Below are 14,874 nucleotides of genomic sequence, written 5' to 3'. Positions count from 1 at the left end.
GCGGTCACCCAGAACCAGGTCGGCTATCAGGCCGCCTCGCGGTGGACGTTGATCTCGGCGCCCCGTTAACCACGCTGGCCGAACGCAGGCATTGTGGAGTGGGCATCCCGGCATGGATGCCGGGATAGCCGCGCTGGGCCATGGATGGCCCTTCGCGGCGGGCCCACGGAGCAATGCCGGAGTGAGGGCACACCGAGCCTAAGCGAGGTGCCAAGTGGTGGGGCAAAAGCGCTTTGCTTACTTTCGCGCTCTTCGAAAGTGAGTCGCCGTAAGGGCGAAACCCTAAGCAGCCGTTACCGCAGCAACGGATATCCCCCTACGGCTGTTGGCCCTGTCGGGCTATTACCCTTGCAGCTTGAGCTCGAAAACGGCGGCACAGCCAACACTTATGTCGCCTGGCACACCGCCTTCGCGAGCAAGCCCGCTCCCACAGGGGATCTTGCTCAGCCTTCTCTATCGCGCAGTTCTTCGATGCTGATTTCGCGCATGCGGAATTTCTGGATCTTGCCGGTGACCGTCATGGGAAACTCTTCGACGAATTTGAAATGACGCGGCGTCTTGAAGTGGGCGATGCGCTCCTTGCACCAGGCTTGCAGTTCTTGTTCGGAGGCACTGTGGCCGGGATGAAACTTGATCCAGGCAACGATTTCCTCGCCATAGCGCGAACACGGGATGCCGATCACCTGCACGTCCGCCACCGCCGGGTGAGTGAAGAAAAATTCCTCCAGCTCACGCGGGTAAATATTCTCCCCGCCGCGGATGATCATGTCCTTGTTGCGCCCGACGATGCGCACGTAGCCCTGCTCGTCCATGGTCGCCAGGTCGCCGGTGTGCATCCAGCCATCCGGGTCGATGGCATCGGTGGTGCCCTTGGGGTTGTTCCAGTAACCGAGCATCACGCTGTAGCCGCGGGTACACAACTCACCGACAGCACCACGTGGGACGATATTGCCGGCCTCATCGATAATTTTGCTTTCCAGCTGCGGCTGGGTACGGCCGACGGTGGTTACGCGCAGTTCCAGTTCGTCGGTAGGACCGGTCTGCAATGACACCGGGCTGGTTTCCGTCATGCCGTAGGCAATCTGCACTTCGGCCATGTGCATTTCATTGATGACCCGTCGCATCACTTCGATGGGGCATGTGGCCCCGGCCATGATGCCAGTGCGCAGGCTGGACACGTCGAAGTCGCCCCGCTGTGGCTGGTCCAGCAGGGCAATGAACATGGTGGGTACGCCATACAGTGCCGTGGCTTTTTCCTCGGCCACGGCCTTTAGCGTCAGCAACGGGTCGAAGGCATCGTTGGGGTAGATCATGGTGCAGCCATGGGTCATGCAGCCCAGGTTCCCCATGACCATGCCGAAGCAATGGTAGAGCGGCACCGGGATCACCAGCCGATCGTCGGCCGTCAGGCCCAGGCTTTCGCCGACCATGTAACCGTTATTGAGAATGTTGTGATGACTGAGGGTAGCGCCCTTGGGGAAGCCGGTGGTACCGGAGGTGTACTGGATATTCACCGGTTGATCGGACCGCAGGCAGGATTGGCGTTCGGCCAGTTGTGCAGGCGTCACCGCCGCACCCAGGGCGGCCAGTTGCGACCAGGGCAGAAAACCTGCCGGCGGCTGGGAATCGAGGCTGATCACACCGCGCAAATCCGGCAAGCGTTCGCTCTGCAGGTGGCCCATCGATTGCTCCGCCAGCTCGGGTGCCAGCGTTTGCAACATGGCGTGATAATCCGAGGTCTTGAACGCCCCGGCACACACCAACCATTGGCATCCGGATTGTTTCAGCACGTATTCGAGCTCAGAGACGCGATAGGCCGGATTGATGTTGACCAGAATGACGCCGATCTTCGCACTGGCGAACTGGCTGATGCACCACTGGGCGCAATTGGGCGCCCATACGCCAAGGCGATCGCCGGTTTTCAAGCCTAGCGCCAGCAAGGCTCGGGCATGCAGATCGACGGTCTCGGCCAGCTGTCGCCAGGTGTAACGCAGCGATTGATGGCGAACCACCAACGCCTCGCCCTCCGGATAGCGGGCCACGGTCTGGTCGAAAACCTCGCCGATGGTCTGGGCCAGCAAAGCCTTGGCCTGGGAGCCACGGGTGTAGCTGTGCTGCGAATGCGAACCGGGTTGATCCATGACGCCCCCTCTTGTCTTTATTAGTGGGTGTAGCGGTGAATCTCATGCTCAGATGCGTTGGGTAAGAGCTGTTCGAGCGCACTTACTCTGGCCCAAGTTGACGTTAACGTAAAGGGCGATTGACAGCCTCTCGCCGCAGGCTTACGTTAACGTAAAGGTGAGAGCGATTTCGCCACTCTCCGCACCCGATAAAAAAGCCAAAGGTGTCCCATGAGCTACCCATCCCTGAACTTTGCCCTCGGCGAAACCATCGACATGTTGCGCGACCAGGTGCAGGCCTTCGTCAAGGCCGAACTGGCGCCGCGAGCAGCGCAGATCGATATCGACAACCTGTTTCCCGCCGACATGTGGCGCAAGTTCGGCGACATGGGCCTGCTGGGCATTACCGTACCGGAAGAATACGGCGGCGCTGGCCTGGGCTACCTGGCCCACGTGGTGGCGATGGAAGAAATCAGCCGTGGTTCGGCCTCGGTCGCCCTCTCCTACGGTGCCCACTCCAACCTCTGCGTGAACCAGATCAACCGCAACGGCAATCACGAACAGAAAACCAAATACCTGCCCAAGCTGATCAGCGGCGAACACATCGGTGCCCTGGCGATGAGCGAGCCGAACGCCGGCTCCGACGTGGTCTCGATGAAACTGCGGGCCGACAAGCGTGGCGACAAGTACGTGCTCAATGGCAGCAAGACCTGGATCACCAACGGTCCCGATGCCAACACCTACGTGATCTACGCCAAGACCGACCTGGAAAAGGGCCCCCACGGCATCACCGCTTTCATCGTCGAGCGCGACTGGAAAGGCTTCAGCCGCAGCAACAAATTCGACAAGCTCGGCATGCGCGGCTCCAACACCTGCGAGCTGTTCTTCGATGACGTCGAAGTGCCGGAAGAAAACATCCTCGGCACACTCAACGGTGGCGTGAAAGTGCTGATGAGCGGCCTCGACTACGAGCGCGTCGTGCTCTCTGGCGGCCCGACCGGGATCATGCAGGCCTGCATGGACCTGATCGTGCCCTACATCCACGACCGCAAGCAGTTCGGCCAGAGCATTGGCGAATTCCAGCTGATCCAGGGCAAGGTCGCCGACATGTACACCCAGCTCAACGCCAGCCGCGCCTACCTGTATGCCGTGGCCCAGGCCTGCGAGCGCGGCGAAACCACCCGCAAGGACGCCGCCGGGGTGATCCTCTACAGCGCCGAACGCGCCACGCAAATGGCCCTCGACGCGATCCAGATCCTCGGCGGCAATGGCTACATCAACGAATTCCCGGCCGGTCGTCTGCTGCGTGACGCCAAGCTGTACGAAATCGGTGCTGGTACCAGTGAGATTCGTCGGATGTTGATCGGCCGCGAACTGTTCAACGAAACCCGCTAACGGAGCTGACCATGGCCACGCTGCACACTCAGCTCAACCCGCGCTCGCCGGAGTTCATCGCCAACCGCGATGCGATGCTCGGACACGTCGAGGCCCTGCGCACCCTGCTCGCGCAAGTTCGCCAAGGCGGCGGTCCCAAGGCCCAGGAACGGCACACCTCGCGGGGCAAGTTGCTGCCCCGTGAACGCATCAACCGGCTGCTGGACCCGGGCTCGCCGTTTTTGGAAATCAGCCCGTTGGCAGCCCACGAAGTCTATGGCGAAGACGTGCCGGCGGCCGGCGTGATTGCCGGCATCGGCCGCGTGGAAGGCGTCGAATGCATGATTGTCGCCAACGATGCGACGGTCAAAGGTGGCTCCTACTACCCGCTGACGGTGAAAAAACACCTGCGCGCCCAGACCATCGCCCAGCAGAATCGCCTGCCCTGCATTTACCTGGTGGACTCCGGCGGCGCCAACCTGCCGCGCCAGGACGAGGTGTTCCCGGACCGCGAGCACTTCGGGCGGATCTTCTTCAACCAGGCCAACATGAGTGCCATGGGCATTCCGCAGATTGCGGTGGTCATGGGTTCCTGCACCGCCGGTGGCGCTTATGTGCCGGCCATGGCGGACGAGGCGATCATGGTCCGCCAGCAGGCGACGATTTTCCTCGCTGGCCCGCCGTTGGTGAAAGCCGCCACCGGTGAGGTGGTCAGTGCCGAAGACCTGGGCGGCGCCGATGTGCACTGCAAGATCTCCGGCGTGGCCGACCATTACGCCGACAGCGACGAACATGCCCTGGCCCTGGCCCGCCGCAGCGTGGCCAACCTCAATTGGCGCAAACAGGGCGAGTTGCAGCATCGTCTGCCGATTACCCCGCTCTACTCGGGCGAGGAGCTGTACGGCGTGGTTTCGGCCGACGCCAAGCAACCGTTCGATGTGCGGGAAGTGATCGCGCGCCTGGTGGACGGCTCGGTGTTCGACGAATTCAAGGCGCTGTTCGGAACGACGCTGGTGTGCGGCTTCGCCCACTTGCACGGCTACCCGATCGCGATCCTGGCCAACAACGGCATTCTCTTCGCCGAAGCCGCGCAGAAAGGCGCGCACTTCATCGAACTGGCCTGCCAGCGCGGGATCCCGCTGCTGTTCCTGCAGAACATCACCGGCTTCATGGTTGGGCAGAAATACGAAGCCGGCGGCATCGCCAAGCACGGGGCCAAACTGGTGACGGCCGTGGCCTGCGCGAAAGTGCCGAAATTCACCGTGATCATCGGCGGCAGTTTCGGCGCGGGTAACTACGGCATGTGCGGCCGCGCCTACGACCCGCGGTTCCTGTGGATGTGGCCGAACGCGCGGATTGGCGTGATGGGCGCCGAACAGGCGGCCGGCGTGCTGGTGCAGGTCAAGCGTGAACAAGCCGAACGCAGCGGCCAACCCTTCAGCGCCGAACAGGAAGCCGAGATCAAGCAACCGATCCTCGATCAGTACGAAGAACAGGGTCACCCCTACTATTCCAGTGCCAGGCTGTGGGACGACGGCGTCATCGACCCGGCCCAGACCCGCGACGTGCTGGGCCTGGCCTTGTCTGCGTCACTGAACGCGCCTATCGAACCGAGCCGCTTCGGCGTGTTCCGGATGTAAACGGGGAATGTCCATGGATAACTTCAACACCCTCGAACTGCACACCGACCCACGGGGCGTTGCCACCCTGTGGCTCAGCCGCGAGTCGAAAAACAACGCGTTCAACGCCGAAATGATCCGCGAGCTGATCCTGGCCCTGGACCACGTCAGCAGCGATCCAAGCTTGCGCTTCCTGCTGATCCGCGGTCGCGGCAAGCATTTCAGCGCCGGCGCCGACCTCGCCTGGATGCAGCAATCGGCCGAGCTCGACTACCACACCAACCTCGATGACGCCCGGGAACTGGCGGAGCTGATGTACAACCTCGCCAAGCTGAAGATTCCTACGCTGGCCGTCGTCCAGGGCGCCGCGTTCGGTGGCGCGCTGGGGCTGATCAGCGCGTGTGACATGGCCATTGGCGCCGATGAAGCACAGTTCTGCCTGTCGGAAGTGCGCATTGGCCTGGCGCCGGCGGTGATCAGCCCGTTCGTGGTGCAGGCCATCGGCGAGCGTGCCGCGCGTCGTTATGCCCTGACGGCGGAACGCTTCGACGGGCAACGTGCGAAAGAAATCGGTTTGCTGTCGGAAAGTTACCCGGCCGAGGCCCTGGATTATCAAGTCGAACAATGGATCGACAACCTGTTGCTCAACAGCCCGGCGGCCATGCGCGCCAGCAAGGAACTGCTGCGTGAAGTCGGCAACGGCGCCCTTACCCCGGCGCTGCGGCGCTACACCGAAAATGCCATCGCCCGCATCCGCGTCAGCCCGGAGGGCCAGGAAGGCCTGCGGGCTTTCCTGCAAAAGCGTGCGCCGAACTGGCAAGCCGAATCGAATAACAAGGAGCCGCGTCGATGAGCGCCCCTGCCCTCACCACGTTGCTGGTGGCCAACCGTGGCGAAATCGCCTGCCGCGTAATGCGCACCGCCAAGGCCATGGGCCTGACCACCGTTGCTGTCCACAGCGCCACCGACCGCGATGCCCGCCACAGCCGTGAAGCCGACATCCGCGTCGACCTGGGCGGCAGCAAGGCCGCCGACAGCTACCTGCAAATCGACAAGCTGATCGCCGCAGCGAAAGCCAGCGGCGCCCAGGCCATCCACCCCGGTTATGGCTTTCTGTCCGAGAACGCCGGGTTCGCCCGGGCGATTGAAAACGCCGGGCTGATCTTCCTCGGCCCACCGGCCTCGGCCATCGATGCCATGGGCAGCAAATCGGCGGCCAAGACCTTGATGGAAACCGCCGGGGTGCCCCTAGTGCCCGGTTATCACGGCGAAGCCCAGGACCTGGAGACCTTTCGCGACGCCGCCGAGCGCATCGGCTACCCGGTATTGCTCAAGGCCACGGCCGGCGGTGGCGGCAAAGGCATGAAAGTCGTCGAGGACGTCAGCCAACTGGCCGAAGCCCTGGCCTCGGCCCAGCGTGAAGCGCAGTCCTCGTTCGGCGACTCACGGATGCTGGTGGAAAAGTACCTGCTCAAGCCACGCCATGTGGAAATCCAGGTATTTGCCGACCAACACGGCAACTGCCTGTACCTCAACGAACGCGATTGCTCGATCCAGCGCCGCCATCAGAAAGTCGTGGAAGAAGCCCCCGCCCCCGGCCTGACCCCGCAACTACGCCAGGCCATGGGTGACGCCGCCGTGCGCGCAGCCCAGGCGATTGGTTACGTCGGGGCCGGCACGGTGGAGTTCCTGCTGGATGCGCGGGGCGAGTTTTTCTTCATGGAAATGAACACCCGGTTGCAGGTCGAGCATCCGGTCACCGAAGCGATCACCGGACTGGACCTGGTAGCCTGGCAGATCCGCGTCGCCCAAGGCGAACCCTTGCCGATCACGCAAGCGCAAGTGCCGCTGCTCGGTCACGCCATCGAAGTGCGGCTGTATGCCGAAGACCCGGTCAACGATTTCCTGCCGGCCACCGGGCGCCTGGCGTTGTATCGAGAATCGGCCGAGGGCCCGGGCCGGCGGGTCGACAGCGGGGTTGAAGAAGGCGATGAAATCTCGCCGTTCTACGACCCGATGCTCGGCAAGCTGATTGCTTGGGGTGAAGACCGGGAACAGGCGCGCTTGCGGCTGTTGAGCATGCTCGACGAATTTGCCATTGGCGGGCTGAAAACCAACATCGGGTTCCTGCGCCGAATCGTGGCCCACCCCGCCTTCGCGGCAGCAGAACTGGACACCGGATTTATCCCACGTTACCAGGCGCAATTGCTGCCAGAGCCGGGCGAATTGGATGACGCATTCTGGTTCGCAGCCGCCCAGGGCTTCGCCTTGAGCCTGACACCGCGCGTGCGCGGCGATGATGCCGACTCGCCCTGGGCCAGCACCACCGGGCTGCGTCTGGGGCTGCCAAGGGAGACCACCTTGCACCTGAGCTGCGAAGGCCAGGATCGCGCGCTGACGCTGGACGTTACCGCCCATTGCGCGGAACTCGAGGGCGAGCAACTGGTGATCGAGCACCACGGCCTGCGCCGCAGTCATCGGGCCATTCGCCAGGGCGACAGCCTGTACCTGCAATGGGCGGGTGACCTGCACCGGATCGACCTGTACGACCCGTCGGCCGCCGCCGAGGCCAGCCACAGCCATCAAGGCGGCCTGGCCGCGCCCATGAACGGCAGTATCGTCCGGGTACTGGTGAGTGTCGGCCAGTCGGTGGAGGCCGGGGCTCAACTGGTGGTGCTGGAGGCCATGAAAATGGAGCACAGCATTCGTGCGCCCAAGGCCGGGGTGATCAAGGCGCTGTATTGCCAGGAAGGCGAAATGGTCAGCGAAGGCAGCGCCCTGGTGGCGTTCGAAGAATAGGCATCGGCCCGTTCCCAGGGCCGATCCAGTCAGAACCTGATGGTGGCCTGCACCACCACACCGATGAGGCGACATTGCTCGGTGTACAGGTTTTTCGGGTAAGTCGGATTGAGCGGAACCAGGTAACGCTGCCCGCTCTCCTCGATCAATTTGCGAAAGGTCGCGTCACTGCTGCCGGGCAAGCAGGCGACCACCAGTTTGCCGGGCACCGCCTCGATGGCCGGATCCACCAGGATCGACATGCCCTCGGGAATGCTCAAGCCGCTGGGTGCGGTCATCGCGTCGCCCACCACCACCAGCCAGAACGCGGCCCCCAGGGCGTGGTAGTCCGTCAGTTCGTAGCGCGCCGGGCTGTAGGCGCCAGGATCGCCTTCGCGAACCTCGCCAACCTCGTGCCATTCACTGACCGGGTAGCGGAAGTACGGGTTGTACTTCTGCGCCAGGGTCATGCCTTCGTCCGTGGAGGTGTCCGGCTCGCGAATCACCATCGCCACTTCCAGAAACTCCAGCCCCAATTCCCGCAGGACCCGGTTCATGTCATCGACACTGGGTTGCCGGCGCCTGGTCAGCCAATGGCCGACGCCGCCCTGGGACATTCCCAACCGTTCTGCGAGCACCACTTGCGTGATGCGCAGCTCCTTCATCTTGGCCTTGACCAACTCTATCCATTTATCCATGTGCGGCACGATACGTGGATGACTCCGACCATTCAAAACACAAATTGTAGTATTTAAATTATCGTCACAATTACGATAAGTACTACTCTGGATTCAGGAGTTCAGCCCCACATACGGAGATTTTCATCACCATGGATACACCCAACAAAGACCAACCCGGCAGCCCTTTCGACAGCACGTTCCCTTCCTTTCAGGATTGCCCGGCGGCCAAACGCGCCCTCGACTACTACTTGAAACCAAGTGTTTCCCAGGCACAGTCAGAACATCGCTTCTTCGACGTCAACCACAGCGTCAGCGCAGAAGAAGCCCTTGTTCACGCCTGCGACCTGCTGCGCTGTGCAGCGGCGACCGCCCACGAGTCTGCCAACCAGTTGAACGGCTCGAGCCGTGACCTGGCATTTTCGGTGGTGCACATGATTGATCTGGTCAAAGTGATGCTTGACCGATCCCTGGATGGCTACCCGACTCGCTAGGGGTAACGCTTGGGAATGTCGCCGCGAACGCGGACGACGAGAAAAATTTTCCAATCGATGCGATAAAACCATTTGACTTGCAAATGATAATGATTATTATTGCATCAGCTGGTCGCGAGATCAGTCGATAGATCAGAAGACCTTAGGTCGGACTTCTGGAATATCTCCTCATCAGGCTAATCACGGTTTTTGACCCGGCTTTTTGCCGGGTCTTTTTTTTGCCGATTTTTCGGCTTATGGCTTCAGGCTAATGAAGTCTTTTGGGTGCTGCCAATTCGGTGGCGGCGATGATAGCAAATGAATATCCGTTTGCAAGAGACGCCCCGCCACACAGGCGAAAACTATCGACAACCAGCGCTTGAGAATCAATTGCAGACTCTCTAAGCTGGCTCGGCGTCCAGGGAGGACGCCCCCTCGTTTACGTGACGTAAATCGTCTCGGTTCCCCCCATCTTGCGTGTACAGTAATGGCCATGAAAATCCTCTCCAGGAATCGTGACCGTGGCTAAATCTTCCTTTGATATCAGCGCCAATTTCGACAGCGGCAACATCGAGGTCGTCGACATCAGCAACCCGTTGCAGTCGTTGCTCAAGATCAGGCCCGACACCCGCAGCGCCCATTTCCAGTGGTTCCACTTCAAGGCCAGCGGCCTGCACGTCGGCCAGGAGTATTCCTTTCGGCTGCTCAACGCCAGTCAATCGTCTTACAACAAGGCCTGGACGGGCTACCAGGCCGTTGCCTCCTACGATCACGTCAACTGGTTCCGCATTCCGACCCAATTTGAAGGCGACGCCCTGCGCTTTTATCTGGAGACCGAACAGACCAACGCCTGGTTCGCCTACTTCGAACCCTACAGTCGCGGCCGACATGATTGGCTGATCGAGCAAGCGCAGCACAAGGCCGGCACCGAACTATTGGCCGTTGGTAAAAGCGTGGAAGGCCGTGACATTCAGCTGCTGCGCAAAGGCAGCGGTGCGCAAGGCCGGCGCAAAGTCTGGATCATCGCCCAGCAGCATCCCGGCGAGCACATGGCCGAGTGGTTCATGGAGGGCGTGATCGAACGCCTCCAGCAGCATGACGATGCGCAACTGAACCAGTTACTCGCCAAAGCCGATCTGTACCTGGTGCCGAACATGAACCCGGACGGCGCATTCCACGGGCATCTGCGGACCAACGCCATGGGTCAGGACCTCAACCGTGCCTGGCAGAACGCCAGTCCGGAAATCAGCCCCGAGGTCTTTTTCGTCCAGCAGCAAATGGAAAAGTACGGCGTCGATCTGTTCCTCGATGCTCACGGCGATGAGGAAATCCCCCACGTCTTCACCGCCGGTTGCGAAGGCAACCCGGGCTACACGCCACGCATTGCCGAACTTGAAGAGCGCTTTCGCAGCCATCTCAAGCATCAGACCAAAGACTTCCAGACTGCTTACGGCTACACCCGCGACGAACCGGGCCAGGCCAACATGACCCTGGCCTGTAACGCGGTCGGCCAGAAATATGACTGCCTGTCCCTGACCCTGGAAATGCCGTTCAAGGACCACAACGATCACCCGAACCCGATCACCGGCTGGTCTGGCAAACGCTCGATACAACTGGGCAAGGATGTGTTGAGCACCATCGAGGCCATGGTCGACGAATTGCGCTGATCCAATGACCTGATCATGTCCCTCGTCTAAGGTGAACACCTGTGGCGAGGGAGCTTGCTCCCGCTCGGCGTTGTAGGAGCTGGCGAAGCCTGCGATCTTTTGATCTTTCACTTGAAATTCAAGCGCCAGTGGAAAGATCGCAGCCTCGCTTCGCTCGGCAGCTCCTACAGACACCACCCAGCGGGAGCAAGCTCCCTCGCCACAGGCTTCATCAGCCTTTGCCGCGCAACATACTGTCCAACACCTCATCCCGGCGCACCCAAGCGTGAAACAACGCGGCCGCCAGATGCACCAGCACCGTCACGAACAACAGGTAAGCCAGGTACCCGTGGGCCTTGCGCAGCAGTGCGAACGTCTGGGCGTGGGCTGGAAGAATCGAAGGCAGTTGCAACGAGTCGCCGAGCATCACCGGATCCCCCGCCGCCGAAATCATGCCCCAGCCCAACAACGGCAGGACCAGCATCAGGGCGTACAACAGCACATGCGAGGCGTTTGCCGCCAGCACTTGCCAGGCCGGCAGATCCGCCGGCAGCGGCGGTTGGCGGGTGGTAAAACGCACCGCCAGGCGCACGATCACCAACAGCAAAATCGCGATGCCCAATGGTTTGTGCAACTGCAGCAGCCATTCATGGCGTTCGGACACCGAGGCGACCATGCCCGCGCCGATGAACAGCATGGCGATGATCATCACTGCCATCAGCCAGTGCAGCAGCCGGGCCAGCGGTGCAAAGTGACGAGGGGCGCTCATGGGCGGGACTCCTGTTTGGCGGCCAACTGGCTCACTTCGCTGGTACGGCGCAGATAGGAACTGGCATAGGCGGCGGAGCGCGCGACCAATAGCGGGTCTTCGGAACCTTCGATCCCTTGGGGCAGGATCAGCGGGTCATAGTTGATGTCGCGGCATTCGCCGTTGTCCTGCGCCTGGGTGCGCTCCAGCACCAATGTGCCGGCATTGAGTACCTTGCGGTCGGCGGGCCAGGCCTTGCTGGCATCGTTCACCGGGTCCCCGGGGTTGGCCAGGGTGATGTTCAACTGCCAGCGCAACGGCCCGGCGGCGAGACGCTTGGCCAAGTCTTGCTCGAGGAAGTCGGCCCCCTGAGGTGGCATCGCATCCGCAGCATCCTGGGTCATCGGCACCACGCCCCAGCGCACCGCCTGGCGCTGCCCGGTGGGGTTGACCAGATAAAACGCGTTGATGCCGTTGTAGGTTTCGGTGGCATAACTGGCCGACGGCTTGGCGGTCTTGATCCATTGCAGAAACGGCACCGCTTCGGGGTGCGCGGCAAAGAACGCCGGTACGGCCGCAGGGTTCGGTTTCCCTGTGGCAGGGTCCGGCGACTGGGCTTGTTGGAGTTGGTAGAAGGCTTCGGGCGTGCCCACCGGAAACACCGGCATGCTGTTCATGCCGGTGCGCCATTGCTGGCCGTTGGCCTGGGTAAAGCGCAGTGCCAGGCTGCGAATCGGCACACTGCCGTCCGGTGCATAGGGATTGCCGCTGGGCAAGGCGAAACGCCCAACCACTGGCGTTTGCGGCTGCGAGAACACTTGGGCGCTGGAATAGCCGCTGGCCTCGCCCGTGCTTTGGAAATAGCCCGCGACGCAGACACCTTTTGAGTGGTTGCGTCGAAAGCCCGGGTGAACGCCGTTGTTTTTTTCCAGCACAGTGACCAACGCCTGCGGTGTCAGGCGCTGTGGGTCGAGGCTGCCATTGACGTAGGCAAACGCCCCGGCCAGCGCGGCAACAATCACCGCGATGCCGCTCAGGCGCAATGTCAGGCCGGCGGCACTCAAGGGTGGCCGGCTCGACGAGGGTGAAGGATCAACCATGAGAAAGCTCCAGGGGCTCAAGGCCATTTGTTGGAAAGGACCCGTCAGACGAAAGCCCGGCAGGTTTATTCCCACGCCTCGTATTTATTTTTCCTGCACTGGAATAATCTCGTTTGCGGGTCGTCTTTCCAGTCCCGGTGCAGTGACTGCCCACAGAAGCCACACCCCTATGAACGCATTCGACGAACAGTTGCGCGAGCTCATCCCCAGGCTACGGCGTTTTGCCGTGTCGCTGACGCGCAACCCGAGCAACGCCGACGACCTGGTGCAGATGTGCCTGGAACGGGCATTGTCCAAGTGGAACGACAAGCGTCCGGACGGCGATCTGCGGGCCTGGCTGTTTTCGATTCTGTACCGGCAGTTTCTCGACGGCCATCGCCGCTCCCGACGGTATGCGCGCATGCTGGAGTTTTTCACCGGCCGCGACGATGCCCACCCTTCGGCCGAGCGCAGCGTGATCGCGCAATCGTCCCTGCAAGCCTTCGATCAACTCACGACGGAACAACGTGCACTGTTGTTGTGGGTGTCGGTGGAAGGCTTGAGCTACCAGCAAGTCGCCGACATCCTCGGCGTGCCGACCGGCACGGTCATGTCCCGCCTGTCCCGCGCTCGCCAGGCCCTGCGCCAACTCAGCGACGGCGAAATCACCCGCCCTACCCTGCGGATACTCAAATGATCAGCATGCCCCCCAGCGACAGCGACCTGCACGCCTACGTCGATCGCCAACTGAGCGAGGCCGACCAGCGCCTGGTGCAGGCCTACCTGGCCAACCAGCCGGAAGTCGCCGCCCGGGTCCGCGCCTGGCAACAGGACGCGCAGCACCTGCGCACGGCCCTGAGCGGCGCCTTGCAACAGCCGCCCAATCCGGATCTCGACCCGGCCATGATTCGCCAGCACCTGAAACATCGCTCCCGCCGCCACCTGGCCAGCGCCGCGGTGTTGCTGCTGGCCGTCAGCGTAGGCGGGGTCAGCGGCTGGCAGGCGCGACAAATGACCCTGCTCAGCGCCGCAGCCCCCATGGCTGACGCTCTACAGGCGTACCGGTTGATTGCCCAGCAGGGCATCCTTCCGGCCGATTACCAGACCGGCGACGAGCAGAGCATGCAAGGCTGGCTCGACCGCTACTTCACCCAGGCCGACCGGCTGCCAGACCTATCGGGTACGGGCTTCAAGCCCGTCAGCGGGCGCTTGCTCAGCACCGAACAAGGCGCGGCGGCGATGGTGGTCTATCAGGACCCGAGCGGTCAGAAAATCAGCTTCTACGTGCGCCCACCCGGCCCGAAAAATTTCCTCCTGCCGCGGGGCAGTCGTCGCGAGGGCGAATTGCAAGCCGAGTACTGGTCCGGGCCGGGCTACAACTATGCGATGGTCATCCCCAGTGATACGCCGACGGTGCAGCGGCTCAAGCAGACCCTGAAGTTCTGAACCCCCTACCCACAGGGGATACAGGCTGCTCTTGAGAGTCTGTTCAGCCCTGCCCAAACACCTGCGAAGGCCTGCGCAGCAATGGGTCGAACGGGTTGATCCGCGGTCCGATCAGGGCTGCCTCGCGCTTGAGCATGTCCACCACCGTCGGCAGGCGATCGGGCCCCAGGCGGTCGCTCACCGTTGCCACGCTCAAGGCAGCCACGGCCCGGCCGTCACGGTCCAGGATCGGCACGGCCACTCCGGCCATGCCTTGCAATACGCCAGTATTGCGCCCGGCGTAGCCCAGCGTGCGCACGTTCTCCACTTCCGAACGCAGGAAGACTTCGTCGTACAAATGGAAATCCTTGAGCCGCGGCAGGTTGTATTGAATCACCGTGTCGCGCTCTTCCTCCGGCAGAAACGCCAGGATCGCCAAGCTGCCCTGCCCCACGCCCAACGCCACACGACCACCGATGTCGCCCGTGAACGTGCGGATCGGAAACGGCCCCTCGCTGCGGTCCAGGCAGACCGCATCGAAACCACTGCGCGCCAGCAAAAACAACGAGTCCCCAAGGGAGGCCGACAACCGCAGCATGGCTGGGCGCACCAGTTCGCGCAGGTTGCCGGTGTTGCCGGCGCGGGCGGCCAGGGCGAAGAACTCCAGGCTCAAGCGGTAGCGTTTGCTACGTGCGTCCTGCTCGACCATGCCTTCGTCCATCAGGCTGCGCAACAAGCGATGCGTGGTGGGCTGGGACAGGCCGATGCGCTGGGCCAATTGCGTCACCCGCTCCCCAGCCTCGGCGGTGTCACCCAGGCTGCGCAACACGGCAAACAGTCGGGAGACCGCACCGACACCGACTTCGCCTTTCTCATTATTCCGATCAGTGGAATCAGACATGCCATTTCTCATTATTAAATTTACTCACTGAATG

General features: G+C 62.1%; 13 protein-coding genes. 8 read left to right on the top strand and 5 right to left on the bottom strand.

Going from position 1 to position 14,874, the window contains the following annotated elements; translation table 11 throughout:
* Window positions 1–443 precede the first annotated feature (443 nt).
* On the bottom strand, window positions 444–2,141 hold the full coding sequence (locus LOY50_RS10225) for an AMP-binding protein (protein WP_258690780.1): 1,698 nt from the start codon (window positions 2,139–2,141) through the stop codon (window positions 444–446).
* A gap of 210 nt (window positions 2,142–2,351) precedes the next feature.
* Between LOY50_RS10225 and LOY50_RS10220 the strand changes: the two genes are divergently transcribed.
* From LOY50_RS10220 to LOY50_RS10205, 4 genes are read left to right on the top strand one after another with little or no spacing between them, the layout of a single operon-like run.
* Complete coding sequence (locus tag LOY50_RS10220; protein ID WP_014339274.1) at window positions 2,352–3,515, top strand: isovaleryl-CoA dehydrogenase; 1,164 nt, start codon at window positions 2,352–2,354, stop codon at window positions 3,513–3,515.
* 11 nt (window positions 3,516–3,526) lie between these two features.
* Window positions 3,527–5,134: a carboxyl transferase domain-containing protein gene (locus LOY50_RS10215; protein ID WP_258690779.1), complete on the top strand. Its 1,608-nt coding sequence runs from the start codon at window positions 3,527–3,529 to the stop codon at window positions 5,132–5,134.
* A 13-nt stretch (window positions 5,135–5,147) separates the two neighbouring features.
* Window positions 5,148–5,966, top strand: coding sequence for a gamma-carboxygeranoyl-CoA hydratase (locus tag LOY50_RS10210; protein ID WP_018602285.1), 819 nt, complete (start codon window positions 5,148–5,150; stop codon window positions 5,964–5,966).
* Window positions 5,963–7,912, top strand: coding sequence for an acetyl/propionyl/methylcrotonyl-CoA carboxylase subunit alpha (locus LOY50_RS10205; protein WP_258690778.1), 1,950 nt, complete (start codon window positions 5,963–5,965; stop codon window positions 7,910–7,912). The genes LOY50_RS10210 and LOY50_RS10205 overlap by 4 nt, the downstream gene beginning before the upstream one ends.
* A gap of 29 nt (window positions 7,913–7,941) precedes the next feature.
* Here LOY50_RS10205 and LOY50_RS10200 read toward each other — a convergent pair whose 3' ends face one another.
* Window positions 7,942–8,589 carry a LexA family transcriptional regulator gene (locus tag LOY50_RS10200; protein ID WP_258690777.1) on the bottom strand — a complete coding sequence of 216 codons (648 nt, stop codon included), beginning with the start codon at window positions 8,587–8,589 and terminating at the stop codon, window positions 7,942–7,944.
* A gap of 131 nt (window positions 8,590–8,720) precedes the next feature.
* Between LOY50_RS10200 and LOY50_RS10195 the strand changes: the two genes are divergently transcribed.
* Together LOY50_RS10195 and LOY50_RS10190 are read left to right on the top strand one after the other, a co-directional pair.
* Window positions 8,721–9,062: a DUF6124 family protein gene (locus LOY50_RS10195; protein WP_258690776.1), complete on the top strand. Its 342-nt coding sequence runs from the start codon at window positions 8,721–8,723 to the stop codon at window positions 9,060–9,062.
* Window positions 9,063–9,556: 494 nt separating this feature from the next.
* Window positions 9,557–10,708, top strand: coding sequence for a M14-type cytosolic carboxypeptidase (locus LOY50_RS10190; RefSeq protein ID WP_258690775.1), 1,152 nt, complete (start codon window positions 9,557–9,559; stop codon window positions 10,706–10,708).
* Between the two features lie 211 nt (window positions 10,709–10,919).
* On the opposite strand, the gene LOY50_RS10185 is transcribed toward LOY50_RS10190, so the two are convergent.
* Window positions 10,920–11,456, bottom strand: a complete 537-nt coding sequence (locus LOY50_RS10185) for a cytochrome b (protein ID WP_053178694.1) — start codon at window positions 11,454–11,456, stop codon at window positions 10,920–10,922.
* Window positions 11,453–12,535, bottom strand: a complete 1,083-nt coding sequence (locus LOY50_RS10180; protein ID WP_253473116.1) for a catalase family peroxidase — start codon at window positions 12,533–12,535, stop codon at window positions 11,453–11,455. Before LOY50_RS10180 ends, LOY50_RS10185 begins: the two co-directional genes overlap by 4 nt.
* A 169-nt stretch (window positions 12,536–12,704) precedes the next feature.
* Here LOY50_RS10180 and LOY50_RS10175 point away from each other — a divergent pair, with 169 nt between their 5' ends.
* The gene (locus LOY50_RS10175) at window positions 12,705–13,211 is read left to right on the top strand and encodes a sigma-70 family RNA polymerase sigma factor (protein ID WP_018602303.1); all 507 of its coding nucleotides are present in this window, start codon (window positions 12,705–12,707) and stop codon (window positions 13,209–13,211) included.
* On the top strand, window positions 13,208–13,960 hold the full coding sequence (locus LOY50_RS10170) for an anti-sigma factor (RefSeq protein ID WP_214508995.1): 753 nt from the start codon (window positions 13,208–13,210) through the stop codon (window positions 13,958–13,960). Before LOY50_RS10175 ends, LOY50_RS10170 begins: the two co-directional genes overlap by 4 nt.
* Window positions 13,961–14,003: 43 nt before the next feature.
* On the opposite strand, the gene LOY50_RS10165 is transcribed toward LOY50_RS10170, so the two are convergent.
* Window positions 14,004–14,840, bottom strand: coding sequence for an IclR family transcriptional regulator (locus tag LOY50_RS10165; RefSeq protein ID WP_258690774.1), 837 nt, complete (start codon window positions 14,838–14,840; stop codon window positions 14,004–14,006).
* Window positions 14,841–14,874: the final 34 nt, after the last annotated feature.

Origin of the sequence: Pseudomonas sp. B21-010, assembly GCF_024749325.1 — a bacterium.
Classification (GTDB): Bacteria; Pseudomonadota; Gammaproteobacteria; order Pseudomonadales; family Pseudomonadaceae; genus Aquipseudomonas; species Aquipseudomonas kilonensis.
The sequence above is the reverse complement of the archived record's forward strand: the minus strand, read 5'-3'. Positions and strand labels throughout refer to the sequence as shown.

Excerpts from the sequence above, each read along its gene's own strand:
- LOY50_RS10225 (WP_258690780.1), bottom strand. The coding sequence starts at position 2,141 with ATGGATCAACCCGGTTCGCATTCGCAGCACAGCTACACCCGTGGCTCC.
- LOY50_RS10220 (WP_014339274.1), top strand. The coding sequence starts at position 2,352 with ATGAGCTACCCATCCCTGAACTTTGCCCTCGGCGAAACCATCGACATG.
- LOY50_RS10215 (WP_258690779.1), top strand. The coding sequence starts at position 3,527 with ATGGCCACGCTGCACACTCAGCTCAACCCGCGCTCGCCGGAGTTCATC.
- LOY50_RS10210 (WP_018602285.1), top strand. The coding sequence starts at position 5,148 with ATGGATAACTTCAACACCCTCGAACTGCACACCGACCCACGGGGCGTT.
- LOY50_RS10205 (WP_258690778.1), top strand. The coding sequence starts at position 5,963 with ATGAGCGCCCCTGCCCTCACCACGTTGCTGGTGGCCAACCGTGGCGAA.
- LOY50_RS10200 (WP_258690777.1), bottom strand. The coding sequence starts at position 8,589 with ATGGATAAATGGATAGAGTTGGTCAAGGCCAAGATGAAGGAGCTGCGC.
- LOY50_RS10195 (WP_258690776.1), top strand. The coding sequence starts at position 8,721 with ATGGATACACCCAACAAAGACCAACCCGGCAGCCCTTTCGACAGCACG.
- LOY50_RS10185 (WP_053178694.1), bottom strand. The coding sequence starts at position 11,456 with ATGAGCGCCCCTCGTCACTTTGCACCGCTGGCCCGGCTGCTGCACTGG.
- LOY50_RS10180 (WP_253473116.1), bottom strand. The coding sequence starts at position 12,535 with ATGGTTGATCCTTCACCCTCGTCGAGCCGGCCACCCTTGAGTGCCGCC.
- LOY50_RS10175 (WP_018602303.1), top strand. The coding sequence starts at position 12,705 with ATGAACGCATTCGACGAACAGTTGCGCGAGCTCATCCCCAGGCTACGG.
- LOY50_RS10170 (WP_214508995.1), top strand. The coding sequence starts at position 13,208 with ATGATCAGCATGCCCCCCAGCGACAGCGACCTGCACGCCTACGTCGAT.
- LOY50_RS10165 (WP_258690774.1), bottom strand. The coding sequence starts at position 14,840 with ATGTCTGATTCCACTGATCGGAATAATGAGAAAGGCGAAGTCGGTGTC.